Consider the following 21,223-nt stretch of genomic DNA (forward strand, 5'->3'; position numbering starts at 1 on the left):
CAAGTCCGTGACGTTAGCAAGATCTTTTCGGTCGTGCCCGGCATTTTTCCTACACCGGGTCGTACGTCCGCTCGACCTTCTGGGTGCCGGTGCGGGTGCGGTACGAGCGGGACCAGGAGGAGGTCGCGGTGGCGCTGGTCTTGTCGGACAGGACGTAGTAGTCCATCTGCGCGCGCTCGGCGGTGATGTCCAGGACGCCGTAGCCGTGGCGGTCGGTGTCGACGAACTGGACGTGCCGGTTTGCGGCCCTGATGATCGGGGAGGCGATCGCGGTCAGGGTGCCCTCGGGGACCTTCACGATGTCGTCGAGGTTGTCGGAGGTCACCGAGGTGACCACGAACTCGGTGGCGGCCGAGGCCGACAGCGGGTAGGTCCCGGCGTCCACGGGCACGTCGTTGGCCCACGCCATGTGGATGTCACCGGTGAGGAACACGGTGTTTCCGATGGCGTTGGAGCGCAGATGGGCCAGCAGCTCGCGGCGGTCGTCGGTGTAGCCGTCCCACTGGTCGGTGTTGAGACCCAGGCCGTCCTGGGGCAGGCCGAGCAGCTTGGCGAGCGGCTTGAACAGGTCCGCGGAGAGCGAGCCGATGACGAACGGCGAGATCATCACCGAGTTGCCGACCAGCCGCCAGGTGGTGTCGGACGCCTTCAGCCCGGCCTTCAGCCAGTCGAGCTGGGCGCGGCCGGTGATCGTACGGTCCGGGTCGTCGACCGAGCCGTTGCCTACCGCGACCTGCTGCGAGCGGAAGGAGCGCAGGTCGAGCAGGGAGAGATCGGCGAGCTTGCCGAAGCGCAGCCGGCGGTAGGTGGTGCCGGCGATGGCCGGGCGGACCGGCATCCACTCGAAGTAGGCCTGCTTGGCGGCGGCCTGACGTGCCGTCCAGGCGCCCTCGGCGCCCTCCGTGTGGTTCTCCGCTCCGCCCGACCAGCTGTCGTTGGCGAACTCGTGGTCGTCCCAGATCGCCACGACCGGCGCCTTGGCGTGCAGGGCCCGCAGATCCGGGTCGGTCTTGTACTTGCCGTGCCGGGCGCGGTAGTCGGCGAGGGTGACGATCTCGTGGGCGGGCGCGGTCTGCCGTACGACGGTTCCGCGCGTGCCGTACTCGCCGGTGCCGTACTCGTAGATGTAGTCGCCGAGGTGCAGCCAGGCGTCCAGGTCGCCGCGGGCCGCGAGGTGGCGGTACGAGGAGAAGTAGCCGGCCTCCCAGTTGGCGCAGGAGACCACGCCGAAGCGCAGGCCGGCGACCGGCGCGTCCGCCGCCGGCGCGGTGCGGGTGCGCGCCACCGGGGAGTCGGTGCCGCCCGCCGAGAAACGGAAGAAGTAGTCGGTGGCCGGGGCCAGGCCGCGGATGTCCGCCTTGACGGTGTGGTCGGAGGCGGCGGTCGCGGTGGTGGAGCCACGGCTGACGACGTTCGTCAGGGCCTTGTCGGTGGCGACGACCCAGCCGACCTCGGTGTCGGGGCCGAGCCCGGAGCCGGGCACCGCCTCGGCGGTCGGCGTCACCCGGGTCCACAGCAGGACGCCGTCGGGCAGCGGGTCGCCGGAGGCGAGACCGTGCAGGAAGGCGGGGGCCTCGGCGGCGGCACGGGCCGGTATCGCGGCGGCCAGCGGGCCGGCCAGCACGGCGGTGGCAGCTGCGGCCTTGAGCGCCGTACGGCGGCGCGGCGACAGCGAGTTGGGGCGCTCGGAGGAGGAGCCGGCGCTCTCGGACGATCTGTATCGACTGGTCACGGGCGAAGAGATTACTGACCAGTAAGGCGAAAGGGCGGGCGAACGTGAAATGTTCGCCCGCCCTTCGCTCGGCAGTCGGTTCCCGAGGAGCCGTCAGCCCTTGAGAGCCTCGCCCACCACCTTGTCGAAGTCGACCACCGTCAGCAGCGGGGTGCCACCGTTGAGCTGCTTGCCGTCCATGACGAAGCCCGGAGTGCCGTTCACGCCCTCCTTGTTGTCGTCGAAGGTCTTCGACATGGCCATCGCCCAGGCGTCGTAGGTGCCGTTCTTGACGGCGTCCTGGAACTTCGTGTTGCCCTTCAGCGCGGAGACGGTGTCCGCGACCTTGATGAGGTAGGCGTCGTCCTTGAATTTGTCGGTCGTCTCGTCCGGGTGCCACTTCGCCGAGTACAGCGCGGTCTTGTACTCCATGAACGCCTCGTCACTGACGTTCAGCGCGGCGCCCAGGGCGCTCAGCGCGTTCTTGGAGCCCTCGCCGTTGTCCTTGTTGTCGATGAACGTGGCGCCGACGTACTGGAACTTGAACTTGCCGTCGTCGATGTCCTTCTTCAGGGTCGAACCGACGGTCTGCTCGAACTGCGCGCACACGGGACAGCGCGGGTCCTCGTAGATCTTGAGGGTCTTCTTCGCGCTGCTCTTGCCGATGACGACGGTGGTGCCGTCGGTGCCTGTGGTGTTGGCGGGAGCGACGACCTTCTCGTCCTTCACGGCCTCCCAGTGACCGGGCTTGTTGCCCTGGACGACGGCGTAACCTATGCCGCCCGCCGCGGCGAGCACGCCGACGACCGAGCACGCGACGATGACCTGCCGCTTGACCTTGGCCCGCTTGGCCTGCTTCTCGCGCTCGACGCGCAGCCGCTCCCGGGCCGCCGTCTTCGCCGCAGCGCTGTTTCGCTTGCTCATGGTGTTCTCCAAAAAGGGGACGCGCGTACATGGGTACGCGGAAGTTCGTGTTCGTGTGGGACTGGGTGGGGACCCGAGGCGTGCTCAGGTGCGCCGGTCTGTGGTCAGACCGCGGCGACCGAGCGCGGTGGTCCGCGACGGCCCAGTGAGTGCACGAGGATCCGGTCCCGGGCGGTGGCCGTACGGTGCGTGGGCCGCGGCAGGCGGCGGGCCGCCGGGGCGCGTTGTACGGTCACGGCGGCGACCGCGAGGAGCAGTGGCCGGAAGGTGGTCGCGCCGGCCGCCCGCAGCAGCTGGGCCAGTGCCCGCTCGCCGCGGCGCAGCCAGGCCGCCGCGATCAGGCCGACGCAGACATGCGCGGCGAGCAGCAGCCAGGCCGTGACCGGGTCGGCGTGGGCGAGAACCCCGCCGAGCCGGTCGGGGTCGGTCCCGGTGACCTGGGTCAGGGGGGTGCCGACGCGGGTGCCGTCGCCGCACAGGACGTCCCAGCCGACCGAGGCCAGAGGACCGGCGACCGGGCCGCCCGCGCGGCCGTAGCAGACGTGCTGGCCGGTGGTGAAGACCGTGTCGGCCGCCAGCTCCAGCGGGATCAGCAGGGCGGCGATCCGCCCGAAGCCGCGCTCACGGCCCGCGAGGGCGTAGGCGAGGCCGAACACGGCGACCGCGACGACGGCCACCGTGTTGAGCGGCAGCGGGACCCGGGACAGCAGGACGTGCGACGCGGTGCTGAGCGTCACGACGACCGCCGTGAACAGCGCCGCGCGTACGGCTCTGAGTCGGGTCCCGGATATGTCCATAGCAGCAGAGAGTGTGTCACGCGCTCCTGTAGGGGACCCCTAAAGGGACCCTGTGGAAAGCGGACCGTTAGAGACCCGGAATCTAAAGACCCGGAATCCGGCCGTTGCGGAACAGGTCGACGAAGATCTGGTGGTCGGCACGCGCGCGTGCGCCGTAGCTGTGCGCGAAGTCCACCAGCAGGGGCGCGAAGCCCTCCTCGTCGGCCGCGATGGCCGCGTCGATGGCGCGCTCGGTGGAGAACGGCACCAGCGACTCGCCGGAGGTGTCGTCCGCCGCCGCGTGCATGGTGGCCGTCGCGCGGCCCAGGTCGGCGACGACGCCCGCGATCTCCTCCGGGTCGTCGATGTCGCCCCAGTCCAGGTCGACCGCGTACGGCGAGACCTCGGCGACCAGCTGTCCGGTGCCGCCCAGCTCGGTCCAGCCCAGCCACGGGTCGGCGTGCTGCTGGAGCGCGCGCTGGGAGATCACCGTGCGGTGGCCCTCGTGCTGGAAGTAGTCGCGGATCGCAGGGTCGGTGATGTGCCGGGAGACGGCCGGGGTCTGGGCCTGCTTGACGTAGATCACGACGTCGTTCTCCAGGGCGTCGCTGTGGCCCTCCAGGAGGATGTTGTACGACGGCAGCCCCGCCGAGCCGATACCGATCCCACGGCGCCCGACGACGTCCTTCACGCGGTAGGAGTCGGGGCGGGCCAGGGAGGTCTCCGGCAGCGTCTCCAGATAGCCGTCGAAGGCCGCGAGCACCTTGTAGCGGGTCGCCGCGTCCAGCTCGATGGAGCCGCCGCCGGGGGCGAACCGGCGCTCGAAGTCACGGATCTCCGTCATGGAGTCCAGCAGGCCGAAGCGGGTGAGGGAGCGGGCGTCGCGCAGCGCGTCCAGGAGCGGGCCCTGGGCGGTGTCCAGGGTGAACGGCGGCACCTCGTCGCTCTTGGCGCCGGTGGCCAGCGCGTGCACCCGCTCGCGGTACGCGCCCGCGTACACCCGCACCAGCTCGGAGATCTGTTCGTCGCCGAGCGCCTTCGCGTACCCGACCAGGGCGATGGAGGCCGAGAACCGCTTGAGGTCCCAGGTGAACGGGCCGACGTACGCCTCGTCGAAGTCGTTGACGTTGAAGATCAGCCGGCCGTTGGAGTCCATGTACGTGCCGAAGTTCTCCGCGTGCAGGTCGCCGTGGATCCACACGCGCGAGGTGCGGTCGTCCAGGAACGGTCCACTGCGTATGTTCCCACCACCCCGCCCGGCGTTCTCCGCGTCGACATCGTGGTAGAAGAGGCACGCCGTGCCCCGGTAGAACGCGAACGCGGACGCCGCCATCTTGCGGAACTTCACGCGGAACGCGGCCGGGTCGGCGGCCAGGAGCTCGCCGAAGGCGGTGTCGAAGACGGCGAGGATCTCCTCGCCGCGGTGCTCGTCGTCGAGCTGCGGAACCGACATCGCTGGGTGCCTCCTGGTGCAGTGCGTGGACGACAGCGTCTCTGCCGTCTCCAACGCACGAAGGTACGCGGGAGTGCCCGGTGATTGTCAGTCGCGAGGCATAGACTTCGACGCTGTCCCCCCAGACTGTCCGCAGCCTGTCGTCGAGCGCCCACCCGTCGCCCGACCACCGCCCCTCAACGAGGCGCTCCGCGCCGCAGCATCTGCCCCTTGGAGGCCGAGCCGTGTCAAAGCCGCCGTTCACGCACCTGCACGTCCACACCCAGTACTCCCTGCTGGACGGTGCCGCGCGGCTGAAGGACATGTTCAACGCGTGCAACGAGATGGGCATGACCCACATCGCGATGTCCGACCACGGCAACCTGCACGGGGCGTACGACTTCTTCCACACCGCGAAGAAGGCGGGGGTCACGCCGATCATCGGGATCGAGGCGTACGTCGCCCCCGAGTCCCGGCGCAACAAGCGCAAGATCCAGTGGGGCCAGCCGCACCAGAAGCGCGACGACGTCTCCGGTTCGGGCGGTTACACCCACAAGACGATCTGGGCCGCCAACGCGACCGGTCTGCACAACCTCTTCCGGCTGTCCTCGGACGCCTACGCCGAGGGCTGGCTGCAGAAGTGGCCGCGGATGGACAAGGAGACCATCGCCCAGTGGTCCGAGGGGCTCATCGCCTCCACCGGCTGCCCCTCCGGCGAGCTCCAGACCCGGCTGCGCCTCGGTCAGAAGGAGGAGGCCCTCAAGGCGGCCGCCGACTACCAGGACATCTTCGGCAAGGACCGCTACTTCCTGGAGCTGATGGACCACGGCATCGAGATCGAGAGCCGGGTCCGCGAAGGCCTCCTGGAGATCGGCAAGAAGCTCGGCATCCCGCCGCTGGTGACGAACGACTCGCACTACACGTACGCGCACGAGGCGACCGCCCACGACGCCCTGCTGTGCATCCAGACCGGCAAGAACCTCTCCGACCCCGACCGCTTCCGCTTCGACGGCACCGGCTACTACCTGAAGTCCACGGACGAGATGTACGCCGTCGACTCCTCGGACGCCTGGCAGGAGGGGTGCGCCAACACCCTCCTGGTGGCCGAGCAGATCGACACCTCCGGCATGTTCGAGGCGAAGAACCTCATGCCGAAGTTCGACATCCCCGAGGGGTTCACGGAGGTCACCTGGTTCAAGGAGGAGGTGCGTCTGGGCATGGAGCGCCGCTTCCCCGGCGGCATTCCGGACGACCGGCAGAAGCAGGTCGAGTACGAGATGGACGTCATCATCCAGATGGGGTTCCCGGGGTACTTCCTGGTCGTCGCCGACTTCATCATGTGGGCCAAGAAGCAGGGCATCGCGGTCGGCCCGGGCCGAGGCTCCGCGGCCGGTTCGATCGTCGCCTACGCCATGGGCATCACCGACCTCGACCCGATCCCGCACGGCCTGATCTTCGAGCGGTTCCTCAACCCCGAGCGCGTCTCCATGCCCGATGTCGACATCGACTTCGACGAGCGCCGGCGCGTCGAGGTGATCCGCTACGTGACGGAGAAGTACGGCGCCGACAAGGTCGCCATGATCGGCACGTACGGAAAGATCAAGGCGAAGAACGCCATCAAGGACTCCGCGCGCGTGCTGGGCTACCCGTACGCGATGGGCGACCGCCTCACCAAGGCGATGCCCGCCGACGTCCTCGGCAAGGGCATCGACCTCAACGGCATCACCGACCCCTCGCACCCGCGCTACAGCGAGGCCGGCGAGATCCGCGCGATGTACGAGAACGAGCCGGACGTCAAGAAGGTCATCGACACCGCCAAGGGCGTCGAGGGCCTGGTACGGCAGATGGGCGTGCACGCGGCCGGCGTGATCATGTCCAGTGAGCCCATCGTCGACCACGCCCCGATCTGGGTGCGGCACACCGACGGCGTGACCATCACCCAGTGGGACTACCCGCAGTGCGAGTCGCTCGGCCTGCTCAAGATGGACTTCCTGGGCCTGCGCAACCTGACGATCATGGACGACGCCGTCAAGATGGTGAAGTCCAACAAAGGCGTCGACCTCGACCTGCTGGCCCTCCCGCTCGACGATCCGACGACCTTCGAACTGCTCCAGCGCGGCGACACCCTCGGCGTCTTCCAGTTCGACGGCGGCCCCATGCGCTCGCTGCTGCGCCTGATGAAGCCCGACAACTTCGAGGACATCTCCGCCGTCTCCGCGCTCTACCGTCCCGGCCCGATGGGCATGGACTCGCACACCAACTACGCGCTGCGCAAGAACAAGCTCCAGGAGATCACCCCGATCCACAAGGAGCTGGAGGAGCCCCTCCAAGAGGTCCTCGCGGTCACCTACGGCCTGATCGTCTACCAGGAGCAGGTGCAGAAGGCCGCCCAGATCATCGCCGGCTACTCGCTGGGCGAGGCCGACATCCTGCGCCGCGTGATGGGCAAGAAGAAGCCCGACGAGCTGGCGAAGAACTTCGTCCTCTTCCAGAAGGGCGCCCGGGACAAGGGCTACAGCGACGAAGCCATCCAGGGCCTGTGGGACGTCCTGGTCCCGTTCGCCGGCTACGCCTTCAACAAGGCGCACTCCGCCGCGTACGGACTGGTCTCGTACTGGACCGCCTACCTCAAGGCGAACTACCCGGCCGAGTACATGGCCGCGCTGCTCACCTCGGTCAAGGACGACAAGGACAAGTCCGCGATCTATCTGAACGAGTGCCGGCGCATGCGCATCAAGGTGCTCCCGCCGAACGTCAACGAGTCGGTGCACAACTTCGCCGCCCAGGGCGACGACGTCATCCTCTTCGGGCTCGAGGCCGTCCGCAACGTCGGCACCAACGTGGTCGAGTCGATCATCAAGAGCCGCAAGGCCAAGGGGAAGTACGCCTCCTTCCCCGACTACCTCGACAAGGTCGAGGCGGTCGCCTGCAACAAGCGCACCACGGAATCGCTGATCAAGGCGGGCGCGTTCGACACGATGGGGCACACCCGCAAGGGCCTCACCGCCCAGTTCGAGCCGATGATCGACAACGTGGTGGCGGTCAAGCGCAAGGAGGCCGAGGGACAGTTCGACCTCTTCGGCGGCATGGGCGAGGAGGAGACCAGCGAGCCCGGCTTCGGCCTCGACGTCGTCTTCACCGACGACGAGTGGGAGAAGACCTATCTGCTCGCCCAGGAGCGCGAGATGCTCGGTCTGTACGTCTCCGACCACCCGTTGTTCGGCCTGGAGCACGTGCTGTCCGACAAGGCCGACGCGGGCATCGCCCAGCTCACCGGCGGCGAGCACGCGGACGGCGCGGTCGTCACCATCGGCGGCATCATCTCCGGCCTCCAGCGCAAGATGACCAAGCAGGGCAACGCCTGGGCGATCGCGACCGTGGAGGATCTCGCGGGTTCCATCGAGTGCATGTTCTTCCCGGCGACCTACCAGCTCATCTCGACCCAACTCGTCGAGGACGCCGTGGTGTTCGTCAAGGGCCGCCTCGACAAGCGGGAGGACGTGCCCCGGCTCGTCGCCATGGAGCTGGCGGTACCCGACCTGTCCAACGCGGGCACCAACGCACCGGTGATCCTCACCATCCCGGCCACCCGGGTCACCCCGCCGATGGTCAGCCGTCTCAACGAGATCCTCACCCACCACCGGGGCGACAGCGAGGTCCGGATCAAGCTCCAGGGCCCGACCAGGACGACCGTCCTGCGCCTGGACCGCCACCGGGTCAAGCCCGACCCGGCGCTCTTCGGCGACCTCAAGGTGCTGCTCGGCCCGTCCTGTCTGGCGGGCTGAGAGAGCGACCACATGCGAGGGGCGCATCCGGTTGGGGATGCGCCCCTCGGTGCGTCCGGGCTGCAACAGCCCGGCATACGGCTGTCCGTTGCGGGATCAGTTGTGGCCGAACCGCTTCTGCCGGCCCTTGCGGGCGACATCCGCCGGCGTCACCTGGGAGATGCGCTGTTCGGCCTGCTGCTCCATCGAGGACTGCTGGGCGTGCTGCTGCCCACGCTCGGCCTGCGAGGAGCGCTTCTGACTTCGGTCCTGTTTCTTGTTCTTGGCCATGGTGATCTGCCTCCTGCGGGGGATGTAGGGGCCAGGTCCGCGACCAGATTCACATACGCTGACTTAAGGCGCATTTCGGATAATTACCGTCCGTGACAGGGGTTGTCGGAGCGCATCGGGGCCAAACGCCACGCCGAAGATCGAGTTCGGGCCGTTAACCCCCGCGTGGTCGGGCAGACTCGAAGGAAGCCCGAAGCAAACCTCCCGGAAAGAGGGTGAGTCGTGTGGACCGCTGCATCGTCCTGGTGGACGCCGGGTATCTGCTGGGTGCCGCCGCGAGCCTCCTCGCCGGAGAGCCCTCGCGGTCCCGGATCACCGTCGACCACGCCGCCCTGATCCAGGGGTTGCGCGAACAGGCCGAGTCCGACACCGAACGGCCCCTGCTGCGCATCTACTGGTTCGACGGCGCCCCCGACCGCGTTCCCCAGCCCGAACACCGCAGGCTGCGCGTGATGTCCCGGGTCACCGTCCGGCTCGGCGCGCTCACCCGCAGCGACGGCCGCTGGGCGCAGAAGGGTGTCGACGCCGCCATGCACGCCGAGCTGACCGAGCTGGCCCGCAACCGCGCCTGCTCGGACGTGGTGCTGGTGACGGGCGACGGCGATCTGCTGCCGGGCATGATGGCCGCCAAGGAACACGGCGTCGCCGTCCACCTGTGGGCCGTCCAGGCCGCCGACGGCGACTACAACCAGTCCGAGGACCTCGTTGCCGAGGCCGACGAACGGCGCGTACTGGACCGTACGTGGATCACCAAGGCCGTACGCGCGAAGGATCTCGGCGGGGTGTGCGCGCCGCAGCCGGTGCCCCGGCCCGAGATCGCCGCGATCCTCTCCGCGCCGCTGCCCGACTCCGGGCTCGCCCCCGCCGCCGAACGCCCGCAGGAGGAGGCCGAGCACGCCTCCGCCGCGGGAGGAGCCGAGAACGGCGCGCAGGAGCGTGTCGCCGCGCCCAAGGGCGGCGTCCCCACCCCCAAGGACCTCGCCGCCCTGCGCGCGGCCTCCGGCGCCCACCCCGAACGGCATCCGGCCACGGCCACCCTGCGCTGGTCCTCGGACAAGGGCTGGGTGGACCGGCCCGGCGCGGTCGCCGAGCCCGCCGAGGTCGCCTCCATGCCGACGCTCGCCCAGGTGACCACGGCGGAGCAGCGGTGGGCCGACCGCGAGGAGGACATCACCACCGTCGGCGGCGACCCGTACGAGGTCGGACAGGTGTTCGCACGGCGGTGGATGGGGCGGCTCGGGGAGCAGGGCCATCTGCAGAAGCTGTCCGGCATGTATCCGCGCATCCCGCACCGCATCGACGGTGAGCTGCTGCGGTACGCGGCCCGCTTCGGACTGCTCGCGCACAAGGACGACCAGATCGACGAACACGACCGGTACGCCATCCGGGCGGGCTTCTGGCGGGAGATCGACGTACGGACGGCCGCGGAGCACGCGCCCGCAGGGGACTGAGGGGCACCGGAAGGGGGCCGGGACGGGCTGAGACGGGCCCTCGGGACGCCCCGGCGCCGAGCGGGGGCGCCCGACCCCGTAGTCTCGTCCTTTGTGAAGACGCGCGCGGCACCGGCCACCCGGCACAGGGACGAGGTCGTGTGTGCCGTGCGCGGACTGACCAAGACCTATCCGGCGGTACGGGGCCGCCGTGGCACCCCCGCGACTCCCGAGGTCCGCGCCACCGACGACGTACGGCTGGACATCCGGCGCGGAGAGATCTTCGGGCTGCTCGGGCCGAACGGGGCCGGGAAGTCCACGCTCGTCCGGCAGTTGACCGGGCTGATGCGGCCCGACTCCGGCAGTGTGGAGATCCTCGGACACGACATCGTGCGCCATCCCGAACGGGCCGCGCGGATCCTCGCCTACCTCGGCCAGGAGTCCACCGCCCTCGACGAGCTGACGGTGTCGCTGGCCGCCGAGACGACCGCGCGACTGCGCGGGCTCGAGGTTCGGCTGGCGCGCAAGGAACGGGACGCCGTCCTCGACGAGCTGGGGCTCACCCCGCTCGCCGGCCGGCCGCTGCGCAAGCTGTCCGGCGGGCAGCGGAGGCTGGCCTGCTTCGCCACCGCGCTGGTCGGGGAACGGCCGCTGCTGGTCCTGGACGAGCCGACCACCGGGATGGACCCGGTCGCGCGGCGCGCGGTGTGGTCGGCCGTGGACCGGCGGCGGGCCGAGCGGGGGACCACCGTTCTGCTGGTCACCCACAACGTCATCGAGGCCGAGACCGTGCTCGACCGGGTCGCCGTCCTCGACAAGGGCCGCGTCATCGCCTGCGACACACCCGCCGGGCTCAAGGAGCAGGTCGCCGGCGAGGTCCGGGTCGAGCTGGTGTGGCGCGAGCGGGCGCCGCTGGACGTCCCCGAGGTCGCCGCGCTGCGGGAGCGCGCTGTGGAGTCCGGGCGCCGCTGGACGCTGCGCCTCGGCCCCGACGAGGCCCGCGCGATCGTCGCCACCGTCACCGGCGGCGCCGCCTTCGCCGCCCTCGACGACTTCACCCTGGCCACGCCCAGCCTGGAGGACGTCTACCTGGCTCTGGGCGGGGCCGCGCGGCAGGGGCTGGTGCGGACGTGAGTGCCTCGGCCGTCGGGTCCGTATGGGACGGTGTGAGAACCGTAGGGAAGAGGAGCAACGCCACGTGAGTGTCGTACCCGCCGAGGTTCTGCCGGGCGGCGCCCGGGCCGTCGCCGAGCCCGTTCGCGAGCCCGCCGAGCTGGCGCCGCGCGCGCGGCTGTGGCCTTCGCTCGTGGCCGTGTACCGGGCCCAGCTGTCCCGGGCGCGGGTGGCGCGGATCCCGCTGCTCTTCGTCGCGACCTTCCAGTCGGTCGGCATCCTGATCATGATGCGGGGAGTCGTGGACGGCGGGCGCGAGGCGGAGGCGGTGGTCGCGGGGTCGGCGGTGCTGGTCGTCGCCTTCGTCGCGCTGAATCTGCTCGCGCAGTACTTCGGGCAGCTGCGGGCCAGCGGGGGGCTCGACCACTACGCGACGCTGCCGGTGCCGCCGGCGGCTGTCGTACTGGGGGCCGCGGGGGCGTACGCGTCCTTCACGGTGCCGGGCACGCTGGTGACGGCCGTGTTCGGGTGTGTGCTCTTCGGGCTGCCGCTGACCCATCTGTGGGTGCTCGCCCTCGTGATTCCGCTGGCGGGCGCCGCGCTCTCCGGGCTCGGGGCGGCCTTCGGGCTGCTCGCGCCACGGCCGGAGCTGGCCACCGTGCTGGGGCAGCTCGGGATGTCGGCGGCGCTGCTGCTGGGGGTGCTGCCGCCGGACCGGATGCCGGAATCGGTGCGGTTCACGCGGGATCTGCTGCCGTCGACGTACGGCGTCGAGGCCTTCGCGCGGACCTTCGGGGCGGATCCCGACTGGGCGTTCGTCCTCGGTGACCTCGCCGTGTGCGCGGGAGTGGGCGTCGTTTCGCTGGCCGTCGCGACCTGGGCGTACCGTCGGGCCGCCGTCCGGTGACGCGCCGCGCAGCCGGGCCTGGCACGATGTCAGGGTGACCGCACCGCTGACTCCGCCTCCGCCGCCGCACGAACCGTCCCCGCACGACGGCGGGTGGCCGCCGCCGTACGAGATGCAGCCTGAGGGGCAGTACGGGAAGGACGGGCAGGACGGGCCCGGACTGCGGACCGAGCTGCGGGAAGCCGCCGTGATCGCCCTCGTCGTCGCGCTGGCCGGGGTGCCGCTCGGGCTGCTGTGGGAGTGGCTGGCGCCGAGTGTGCCGCTGCTGGGCGATGTGGTGAACGGCGGCTGGGTCGTCTACCTCAAGGACTCCGAGGGGGAGCAGGCGATCGGGGTGGACGGAACGTTCACGCTGCTCGCGCTGGCCTTCGGGGTGGTGAGTGCGGTGGTGGTCTTCCTGTGGCGGCGGCGTGGAGGCGTGCCGTTGGCGGTGGCCCTGGGCGTCGGCGGGTTGCTCGGGTCGGTGCTGGCCTGGCGGGTGGGGGTGTGGCTCGGACCGGGGTCGGACGTCATCGCGCAGGCTCGGGCCGCGGGCAAGGGGGTGACGTTCTCGGCGCCGCTGAAGCTGGGGGCCAAGGGAGCGTTGCTGGCGTGGTCGTTGTCGGCGTTGTTGGTGCATCTGGGGTTGACGGCGTTGTTCGGTCCTCGGGATCCGGAGCCGGTTCTGCCCACCCACCCGCCTGGCTCGGTCGGCTGAGGGGCACCGTGCCGGGGGCTGCCGCCCCCGGACCCCCGCTCCGGCCCTGAACGGGCCTCGTCCTCAAACGCCGGACGGGCTGGTGATGCCCACGCACGCCTGAGAAGTCACCCCCGCCCGATCGCCGCCAGCACCGCTCCCGTCAGCCCCGCCAGATCCGTCGGGGAGAGTTCCACCTCCAGGCCCCTGCGGCCCGCCGAGACGCAGATGGTGGGGTGGGTGGTGGCCGAGGTGTCCAGGACCGTGGGGAGTTTCTTGCGCTGGCCGAGGGGGGAGATGCCGCCGCGGACGTAGCCGGTGGTGCGTTCGGCGAGGGCGGGGTCGGCCATGGCGGCGCGTTTGCCGCCCACCGCCGATGCCAGCGCCTTGAGGTCCAGGGAGCCCGCCACCGGGACCACCGCCACCGTGAGGGTGCCGTCGACGTCCGCGACCAGGGTCTTGAAGACCCGGTCGGGGGACACGCCCATCGCCTCGGCGGCCTCCTCGCCGTAGGAGGGATGGCTCGGGTCGTGGTCGTAGGAGTGGACCGTGAACTCGACGCCCGCCGCTGTGAGGGCGACCGTCGCGGGGGTGCCACCGGGCTGGTGCTGGTTCTTGGACTTCTTCGCCATACGGGCGTACTCCGGGCGTCAGTTGAGACTGGTCGGGTTCCGCGTCAGCTCCGACGCGGGCAGCGAGGGCAGCGTACGGATGATCGCCGACTCCGCGCGCAGGACCTTCAGCTCGTCCCGGAGCCGGGAGGCCGTGTCGGGGGCCTGGAGGAGACGCTGCTTGGTGGGCGTGTCCAGCATCATCGCCGCCGCCACCAGGTAGGAGACGACCGAGGGGTCGTCGGGGAGGTCGGCACCGGTGGCCAGGGAGCGTTCCCGGGCACCGGCCAGGCGCTTCTGGTACTGGCGGAAGGCCCGTAGAACGCCCTCGGCGAGGGCGCCCGCCTCGTCGCCCGGGGCTTCCGGGAGTTCCTCCAGGTCGGCCATGAGGAACGCGCCGGTCGCGTCCACGGAGTGGATGCGGACCCGGGTCGTGCCCGTGGCCAGGACCTCGAAGGTGCCGTCGGCGCGTTCACGGATCGTCGCCGCGTCCGCGATGCAGCCGGTGCCGTGGAAGGCCTTCAGCGGCTCCTCGCCGAAGCCCGCCGCCGGGCCGCGCTGGGGCAGCGCCGTCGGGTCGGGCAGGCCCGGCGCGCTGGGCGCGACCTCGTGGCCGTCGCGGATGGCGGTGACGGCGAACCGGCGCGGTTCGTTCTCGGGGGTCTTGAGGAGATCGCGCATCATCGCGCGATAGCGCTCCTCGAAAATGTTCAGGGGAAGCACCAGCCCCGGGAACAGCACCGAGTTCAGGGGGAAGAGCGGCAGACGGACGGTGGTCACGGCGCAGAAGCCTAGTGGTCGTCGGGGTGCGCCCGGTCGCCGTGACCATTACGGGGGTGCAACGGGGGGCGCGGGGAGGGGACGGAAGGGGCCGTGCGTACCTCCTCGCGGACCGCGAGGAAGTGGCTGAGGGGGTCCTCGGAGAGCCTGCCCCACGGGAAGGACGTGGCGTAGGGGCCGATCAGACGCAGCTGGGCCAGGGCGTCGTCGCGGCGGTCGAGGCGGACCAGGACGTACGTCAGCAGGTTGCGGATCTCGGCCGTCCAGGGGTCCAGGGAGGGGAAGCGCGCGGAGAGGGCCACCGCGCGGTCGGCCGCCGCGTCCAGGCGCTCACGCGGGACCTCGGGGCCGCAGCCGTCGGTCAGGTAGGCGAAGGCCGCCCGGACCGGCAGCGCCTGGATCAGGGAGTTCGCCGGGGCGTCCTGGGCCGCCCGGTCGGCGAAGTCGAAGCACTCGCGGTGGGAGCCGTGCCACGACTCGGCGAGATAGCGCTGGGCGGCCACATGGCAGCCGTAGTGGTGCGGGGCGCGGCGGACGGCCGCCTCCCACAGCTCGCCGAAGTACTTGTGGCCGGCCCGGGCGCCGCGCGCGTGGTCCAGGGCGATCCGCCACGGCACCGGGTCGCCGTGGTCGCGCTGCGCGGCCGCCGTGATCAGCGGGCTCACCTCGCGCAGCAGCTCGGCGCGGGCCGGCGACTGCCAGGCCCGGTCCACCGCGAGCTGAGCGGCGACCAGCAGCAGGTCCGGGTCGCGCGGGGCGGCGGCACGCCACTCCTCGAACCACTCGGAGCGTGCGTGCGCGAAGGAGGCCAGCCGGATGACATACCGGTCGCGGTACTCCCACTCGGCGCGCTCACGGGTGCGGGACAGCAGCCCGGCGGCCTGGTCGTAGGCGCCGCGCCCGGCCGCGACCAGCGCGGGTCCGAGGCGGTCGTCGGGCACGTCGAGGAGCACCTCGTCGTCGGCGGGGAGCCCGGCGCCGGGGTGGGGGGCGGCGGTCCGTGCTGTCCGGGAGAACCGGGAGGCACGGATGAACGGGGGCAGCAGAGCCATGGTGCCGACCATTGAAAAGCCGCAGGTCGGGATGCGCCAGAGGGCGGAAGCAACCTGTAGAAAGTTGTACGACATCAGGTCAAGGAACGGTAAAAGGTGAGGTCTGTTCAGAAAGTCTGCGAGGTTCGGAGGCTGCGGCCAGTCGGTCGGCCAGTCGATCGGCCAGTCGGTCGGCCGGCCGGTTGGTCGGCTCAGCCGCGGCGCAGCAGCCGTGTCGCGCCCGCCGCCACCGTCGTCGCCAGGATCCAGCCGAGGATGATCATCGCGGTCGCCCCCCACTGCCAGCCGCCGCTCATCCGCCACTGGCCGGCCTGGCCCAGGTCGATCACGGGAAGCAGCAGGTCGAGGGCGAACAGGGCCGGGTTCCAGGGCGGGTGTCCGCCGGAGCTGAGGGGCGGGTGCGGGGCGTGCGCGAAGGCCAGCGAGCCCGCCGCCCACAGCACCGCCATCCACACCGCCGCCCGGCCCGGCCGGTACCCGTAGGCGACCGTCAGGTCCTGCGCGTAGCCCCAGAGCTTCGCGGCGGGCGGCAGGGTCTCACGACGGCGGCGCTGCTTGGCGAGCAGCACCTCGCGCGCGTCCTCGTCCTCCCCGCCGCCCCGCAGCACGGCCGCCAGCCGTTCGTACGGCTCCGGCCCGTACTCGGCGGTCGCCGCGGCCACCCACCGCAGCCGCTCGGCCAGCGGGAACGGGCCCTGCGGCACCAGGTTCTCGTACACGAAGCCGCCCATGTGGAGATTGCCGGGGCCCGGCCAGGCCGTCGCCCGGTCCACCAGGTTGACCACCCGGGCGCCGGACAGGATCACCTTGCCGCGTGCCGGCCGCTCCCCGAGGAAGCGCAGCTCGGGCGTCTGCACCCGGACCAGCGACAGCTCCTGGTCGTCGGTGAACGTGAACCGGGCCCGCTCCAGGTCGACCGCGTCCCCGAACCGCCCGTCGTCCAGGCGCAGCCCGCCCCGGCACTCGAAGCGCTGGACACGCGTCCCCCGCGCGGGTGTCGCCCCGCTCAGCGCCTGACCGCCCACCCCGGCCGGGGTCAGGTACAGCGAGCGCCCCACGGTCAGCTGGGGCGCGTTCAGCGCGAGCCGGTCGTACGGGTTGGCCAGCCGTGCCCCGCGCAGGCTCAGCGACACGCCGACCTTGGCGCTGCGCAGGCTCAGCTCGCCGTGCGACTCCAGCAGCTCGGCCTGGAGGTCCTGGCCGACCGTCATACCGTCGGCGGCGATGGAGCGGCCGGTGCGGTCGGGGTGGACGATCGCCTGGTTGAGCAGCAGATCCGTACCGATGTGCGCGTCGGTGAGCCGGACGCCGTGGTGGAAGCGGCAGCGGGGGAGGTGGAGATCGCCCTCGGTGTGCACCCGGGCCGCCTCCAGGCGCGGCACCGAGCAGTCCACCAGCCGGACGGTCGTGAAGTGCGCCTCCGGCAGCAGCACGTCCCGCTCGAACCGGCAGCGCCGCAGCTCCACGTACGGCACCACCGTCCCGCCCGCCAGGTCCAGGCTGCCGCTGATCTGCACGCCGGCCAGCTTCAGGGAGGCCACCCGGCCCGGGAGCGCGGGCGGTCCGTCCAGCAGCAGCCAGGCGACGATCCGGGCCCGCACGGTCCGCGACTCGCCCCAGGGCTGCCCGCCGTGCGGGTCGTCCACGACCGTGTCCCCGCTGCTCAGGTCGTACGCGCTGCCGTTGCGGAAGGCCTGCCACATGCCGGCCTCGGCGGCGGTCAGGTCGTCCGGCAGTTCACCCGGGTCGCTCCCGGCCCCCTCGCGCACTCGTTCACCCCCTTGGTCGACTCGCACCCAGCGGCTCATGCCCCTCCACGGCCACCTGGAAGCAAGACGCACAGGCGATCTTCAGGGTTCCGGCCACGTTCCGTATCAGCCATTGATACGCGCGGACGGCCCGGATTCCCGGTCTGAGAGAATTGACCGCGTGATCTCCCGAATCGATCTGCGCGGCGACGCCCTTCCCGAGGGACCCGCCCTGCGCGACCTGCTGCCCCGAGCCGACTTCGACGTCTCGGCCGCCCTGGACAAGGTGCGTCCGATCTGCGAGGCCGTGCATCATCGGGGCGACGCGGCGCTGATCGACTTCGCGGAGAAGTTCGACGGGGTGCGGCTGGAATCCGTACGGGTCCCCGCGCGGGCGATCACCGACGCGCTGGAGGCGCTCGACCCGGCCGTGCGCGCGGCCCTGGAGGAGTCCATCCGCCGCGCCCGCCTCGTCCACCGCGAGCAGCGCCGTACGACGCACACGACCCAGGTCGTGCCGGGCGGCTCGGTGACCGAGAAGTGGGTGCCGGTCGAGCGGGTCGGGCTCTACGCGCCCGGCGGCCGGTCGGTGTACCCGTCGTCCGTGGTCATGAACGTCGTACCGGCCCAGGAGGCCGGCGTCGGGTCCGTCGCGCTCGCGTCCCCGCCGCAGTCCGATTTCGGTGGCCTCCCGCACCCGACGATCCTCGCCGCCTGCGCGCTGCTCGGCGTCGACGAGGTCTACGCCGTCGGAGGCGCCCAGGCCGTCGCGATGTTCGCCTACGGCACCGAGTCCTGCCCGCCCGCCAACATGGTCACCGGCCCCGGCAACATCTGGGTCGCCGCCGCCAAGCGCTACTTCACCGGCCGGATCGGCATCGACACCGAGGCCGGCCCGACCGAGATCGCGGTCCTCGCCGACGACACCGCCGACCCGGTGCACGTCGCCGCCGACCTGATCAGCCAGGCCGAGCACGACCCGCTGGCGGCGGCGGTGCTGGTCACCGACTCCGTCGAGCTCGCGGACGCGGTCGAGAAGGAGCTGGAGCCGCAGGTCGCGGCCACCCGGCACATCGAGGACCGGATCGTCCCGGCCCTGAGCGGGCGGCAGTCCGCGATCGTCCTCGTCGACGGCGTCGAGGAGGGGCTCAGGGTCGTCGACGCGTACGGCGCGGAGCACCTGGAGATCCAGACGGCGGACGCCGCGGCGGTCGCCGACCGGGTCAGGAACGCGGGCGCGATCTTCGTCGGGCCCTGGGCGCCCGTCTCGCTCGGCGACTACGCGGCCGGCTCCAACCACGTGCTCCCGACGGGCGGCTGCGCCTGTCACTCCTCCGGACTGTCCGTGCAGTCCTTCCTGCGCGGCATCCACATCGTCGACTACACGAAGGACGCGCTGGCCGAGGTCGCGCACCATGTGGTCACGCTGGCGGAGGCGGAGGACCTGCCCGCACACGGCGCGGCGGTCAAGGCGCGGTTCGAGTGGAAAGTACCGGCGAGCAAGTGAACTTCGGAATCGACGACCTCCCCGTACGGGACGAACTGCGCGGCAAGTCCCCCTACGGCGCGCCCCAACTGGACGTCCCCGTACGGCTGAACACCAACGAGAACCCCTACCCGCTGCCCGAGCCGCTGGTCGAGCGGATCGCGGAGCGGGTGCGCGAGGCGGCCCGCGACCTCAACCGGTACCCGGACCGGGACGCCGTCGAACTGCGCACCCAGCTCGCGAAGTACCTGACGGACACCTCCGGGTACGCGGTCGGCCTCGCCAATGTGTGGGCTGCCAACGGCTCCAACGAGGTCATCCAGCAGCTGCTGCAGACCTTCGGCGGGCCCGGCCGTACGGCGATCGGCTTCGAGCCGTCGTACTCGATGCACGGGCTCATCGCGCGCGGCACGGGCACCGGCTGGATCTCCGGGCCGCGCAACGACGACTTCACCATCGACCTCGCGGCGGCCGAGAGGGCTGTGGCCGAGCACCGGCCCGACGTCGTCTTCGTCACCACCCCCAACAACCCCACCGGCACCGCCGTCCCGGCCGGGACCGTCCTCGCGCTCTACGAGGCCGCCCAGGCGGCCAAACCGTCGATGGTGGTCGTCGACGAGGCGTACATCGAGTTCAGCCACGGCGAGTCGCTGCTGCCGCTGCTCGAAGGACGGCCGAATCTCGTCGTCTCCCGGACGATGTCGAAGGCGTTCGGCGCGGCCGGTCTGCGCCTCGGCTACCTCGCCGCGCACCCGGCGGTCGTGGACGCCGTACAGCTGGTGCGGCTGCCCTACCACCTGTCGGCCGTCACCCAGGCGACCGCGCTGGCCGCCCTGGAGCACACCGACACGCTGCTGAAGTACGTGGAGCAGCTGAAGGCGGAGCGGGACCGGCTGGTGGACGAGCTGCTCGCGATCGGCTACGAGGTCACCCCCTCCGACGCCAACTTCGTCCAGTTCGGCCGGTTCGCCGACGCCCACGAGGTCTGGCAGCGGATCCTCGACCGGGGGGTACTCGTCCGGGACAACGGAGTTCCGGGGTGGCTGCGGGTCACCGCCGGAACTCCTGAGGAGAACGACGCGTTCCTGGACGCGGTACGTGAAGTCAAGAAGGAGAAGGACGTATGAGCCGCGTAGGACGTGTGGAACGGACGACGAAGGAGACCTCGGTCCTCGTCGAGATCAACCTCGACGGCACCGGCAAGGTCGAGGTGTCGACCGGCGTCGGCTTCTACGACCACATGCTCGACCAGCTCGGCCGGCACGGTCTGTTCGACCTGACCGTGAAGACCGACGGCGATCTGCACATCGACTCCCACCACACCATCGAGGACACCGCCCTAGCGCTCGGCGCCGCCTTCAAGCAGGCCCTCGGCGACAAGGTGGGGATCTACCGGTTCGGCAACTGCACGGTCCCGCTGGACGAGTCGCTGGCCCAGGTGACGGTGGACCTGAGCGGCCGCCCGTACCTCGTGCACACCGAGCCCGAGAACATGGCGCCGATGATCGGCGAGTACGACACGACGATGACCCGGCACATCCTGGAGTCCTTCGTCGCCCAGGCCCAGATCGCGCTGCACGTGCACGTGCCCTACGGGCGCAACGCGCACCACATCGTGGAGTGCCAGTTCAAGGCGCTCGCCCGGGCCCTGCGCTACGCCTCCGAGCGCGACCCGCGCGCGGTCGGAATCCTCCCCTCCACGAAGGGCGCGCTGTGAACGGGCTGTCCACGATCCTGATCGTCGTCGGCCTCTTCCTGGTCGGCGGCATCTACTCCTTCGCCAAGCAGGACATGCCCAGGAGCCTGATCGTGCTGCTGTCGATAGGCGCCGGGATGTGTCTCGTCGCCGGCGTCATGAGGCTGGAGGTGTGGAGTTGAGCGAGGGCCGCAAGAAGGTCGTGGTCTTCGACTACGGCTTCGGCAACGTCCGCTCCGCCGAGCGCGCCCTCGCGCGCGCCGGGGCCGACGTCGAGATCACGCGTGACTTCGACACCGCCATGAACGCCGACGGGCTGCTGGTGCCGGGCGTCGGCGCGTTCGCCGCCTGTATGCGGGGGCTGAAGGAGGCGCGCGGGGACTGGATCATCGGGCGCCGGCTCTCCGGCGGCCGTCCGGTCATGGGCATCTGCGTCGGCATGCAGATCCTGTTCGCGCGCGGCATCGAACACGGCGTGGAGACCGAGGGCCTCGACGAGTGGCCCGGCGCGGTCGAGCCGCTCCAGGCCGCGGTCGTACCCCACATGGGCTGGAACACCGTGGACGCCCCGGCCGACTCCCGGCTGTTCGCCGGCCTCGCCCCGGACGCCCGCTTCTACTTCGTGCACTCCTACGCCGTCCAGGACTGGTCCCTCGAGGTGCACAACCCGGCGCTGAGCGCCCCCAGGGTGACCTGGTCGACGCACGGCAAGCCCTTCGTGGCCGCCGTGGAGAACGGCGCCCTGTGGGGCACGCAGTTCCACCCCGAGAAGTCCGGCGACGCCGGAGCGCAGCTGCTCACCAACTGGATCGGAACCCTGTAGACC

The 21,223-nt window shown here is 71.1% G+C and carries 19 protein-coding genes; 10 read left to right on the forward strand and 9 right to left on the reverse strand.

Going from position 1 to position 21,223, the window contains the following annotated elements; all coding sequences use genetic code 11:
- Positions 1-49 precede the first annotated feature (49 nt).
- From ACFPIH_RS05835 to ACFPIH_RS05850, 4 genes are all read right to left on the reverse strand, one after another.
- A complete protein-coding gene (locus ACFPIH_RS05835) occupies positions 50-1,732 on the reverse strand; it encodes an alkaline phosphatase D family protein (protein ID WP_381175332.1) in 1,683 nt (560 codons plus the stop codon).
- Between the two features lie 93 nt (positions 1,733-1,825).
- Complete coding sequence (locus ACFPIH_RS05840; RefSeq protein WP_381175330.1) at positions 1,826-2,635, reverse strand: thioredoxin domain-containing protein; 810 nt, start codon at positions 2,633-2,635, stop codon at positions 1,826-1,828.
- A 104-nt stretch (positions 2,636-2,739) separates the two neighbouring features.
- Positions 2,740-3,432: a hypothetical protein gene (locus tag ACFPIH_RS05845; RefSeq protein WP_381175329.1), complete on the reverse strand. Its 693-nt coding sequence runs from the start codon at positions 3,430-3,432 to the stop codon at positions 2,740-2,742.
- Positions 3,433-3,514: 82 nt separating this feature from the next.
- Positions 3,515-4,864 carry a DUF2252 domain-containing protein gene (locus ACFPIH_RS05850; protein ID WP_381175326.1) on the reverse strand — a complete coding sequence of 450 codons (1,350 nt, stop codon included), beginning with the start codon at positions 4,862-4,864 and terminating at the stop codon, positions 3,515-3,517.
- A 224-nt stretch (positions 4,865-5,088) separates the two neighbouring features.
- On the opposite strand from ACFPIH_RS05850, the gene dnaE reads away from it, so the two are divergent.
- Positions 5,089-8,628, forward strand: coding sequence for a DNA polymerase III subunit alpha (dnaE, locus tag ACFPIH_RS05855; RefSeq protein ID WP_381175324.1), 3,540 nt, complete (start codon positions 5,089-5,091; stop codon positions 8,626-8,628).
- Between the two features lie 96 nt (positions 8,629-8,724).
- Here the strand turns inward: dnaE and ACFPIH_RS05860 are convergent, their stop codons facing one another.
- On the reverse strand, positions 8,725-8,898 hold the full coding sequence (locus tag ACFPIH_RS05860) for a hypothetical protein (RefSeq protein ID WP_381175322.1): 174 nt from the start codon (positions 8,896-8,898) through the stop codon (positions 8,725-8,727).
- 224 nt (positions 8,899-9,122) lie between these two features.
- On the opposite strand from ACFPIH_RS05860, the gene ACFPIH_RS05865 reads away from it, so the two are divergent.
- From ACFPIH_RS05865 to ACFPIH_RS05880, 4 genes are all read left to right on the forward strand, one after another.
- Positions 9,123-10,349: an NYN domain-containing protein gene (locus ACFPIH_RS05865; protein WP_381175320.1), complete on the forward strand. Its 1,227-nt coding sequence runs from the start codon at positions 9,123-9,125 to the stop codon at positions 10,347-10,349.
- A 138-nt stretch (positions 10,350-10,487) separates the two neighbouring features.
- Positions 10,488-11,462, forward strand: a complete 975-nt coding sequence (locus ACFPIH_RS05870) for an ABC transporter ATP-binding protein (RefSeq protein ID WP_381175570.1) — start codon at positions 10,488-10,490, stop codon at positions 11,460-11,462.
- 64 nt (positions 11,463-11,526) lie between these two features.
- A complete protein-coding gene (locus ACFPIH_RS05875) occupies positions 11,527-12,348 on the forward strand; it encodes an ABC transporter permease (protein ID WP_381175318.1) in 822 nt (273 codons plus the stop codon).
- A gap of 34 nt (positions 12,349-12,382) precedes the next feature.
- Positions 12,383-13,045: an AAA family ATPase gene (locus ACFPIH_RS05880; RefSeq protein ID WP_381175316.1), complete on the forward strand. Its 663-nt coding sequence runs from the start codon at positions 12,383-12,385 to the stop codon at positions 13,043-13,045.
- 107 nt (positions 13,046-13,152) lie between these two features.
- Here ACFPIH_RS05880 and ybaK read toward each other — a convergent pair whose 3' ends face one another.
- The 4 genes from ybaK to ACFPIH_RS05900 all read right to left on the reverse strand — a co-directional run bounded on the left by ybaK (position 13,153) and on the right by ACFPIH_RS05900 (position 17,236).
- Entirely contained in the window at positions 13,153-13,656 is a 504-nt protein-coding gene (gene ybaK / locus ACFPIH_RS05885) for a Cys-tRNA(Pro) deacylase (protein WP_381175314.1), read from the reverse strand.
- Positions 13,657-13,674: 18 nt separating this feature from the next.
- Entirely contained in the window at positions 13,675-14,415 is a 741-nt protein-coding gene (locus ACFPIH_RS05890; protein WP_381175312.1) for an LON peptidase substrate-binding domain-containing protein, read from the reverse strand.
- A gap of 11 nt (positions 14,416-14,426) precedes the next feature.
- Positions 14,427-15,479: a hypothetical protein gene (locus tag ACFPIH_RS05895; protein WP_381175567.1), complete on the reverse strand. Its 1,053-nt coding sequence runs from the start codon at positions 15,477-15,479 to the stop codon at positions 14,427-14,429.
- A 179-nt stretch (positions 15,480-15,658) separates the two neighbouring features.
- Positions 15,659-17,236, reverse strand: coding sequence for an oxidoreductase (locus ACFPIH_RS05900; RefSeq protein ID WP_381175565.1), 1,578 nt, complete (start codon positions 17,234-17,236; stop codon positions 15,659-15,661).
- Between the two features lie 160 nt (positions 17,237-17,396).
- On the opposite strand from ACFPIH_RS05900, the gene hisD reads away from it, so the two are divergent.
- From hisD to hisH, 5 genes are read left to right on the forward strand one after another with little or no spacing between them, the layout of a single operon-like run.
- Entirely contained in the window at positions 17,397-18,722 is a 1,326-nt protein-coding gene (hisD, locus tag ACFPIH_RS05905) for a histidinol dehydrogenase (RefSeq protein ID WP_381175310.1), read from the forward strand.
- On the forward strand, positions 18,719-19,828 hold the full coding sequence (locus ACFPIH_RS05910) for a histidinol-phosphate transaminase (RefSeq protein WP_381175308.1): 1,110 nt from the start codon (positions 18,719-18,721) through the stop codon (positions 19,826-19,828). Before hisD ends, ACFPIH_RS05910 begins: the two co-directional genes overlap by 4 nt.
- Positions 19,825-20,418 carry an imidazoleglycerol-phosphate dehydratase HisB gene (gene hisB / locus ACFPIH_RS05915; RefSeq protein WP_381175306.1) on the forward strand — a complete coding sequence of 198 codons (594 nt, stop codon included), beginning with the start codon at positions 19,825-19,827 and terminating at the stop codon, positions 20,416-20,418. The genes ACFPIH_RS05910 and hisB overlap by 4 nt, the downstream gene beginning before the upstream one ends.
- Positions 20,415-20,579, forward strand: coding sequence for a hypothetical protein (locus ACFPIH_RS05920; RefSeq protein ID WP_381175304.1), 165 nt, complete (start codon positions 20,415-20,417; stop codon positions 20,577-20,579). The genes hisB and ACFPIH_RS05920 overlap by 4 nt, the downstream gene beginning before the upstream one ends.
- Entirely contained in the window at positions 20,570-21,220 is a 651-nt protein-coding gene (gene hisH, locus ACFPIH_RS05925) for an imidazole glycerol phosphate synthase subunit HisH (protein ID WP_381175302.1), read from the forward strand. The genes ACFPIH_RS05920 and hisH overlap by 10 nt, the downstream gene beginning before the upstream one ends.
- Positions 21,221-21,223: the final 3 nt, after the last annotated feature.

The sequence above is a fragment of the Streptomyces vulcanius genome (assembly GCF_042653945.1).
Taxonomy (GTDB): domain Bacteria; phylum Actinomycetota; class Actinomycetes; order Streptomycetales; family Streptomycetaceae; genus Streptomyces; species Streptomyces mangrovi.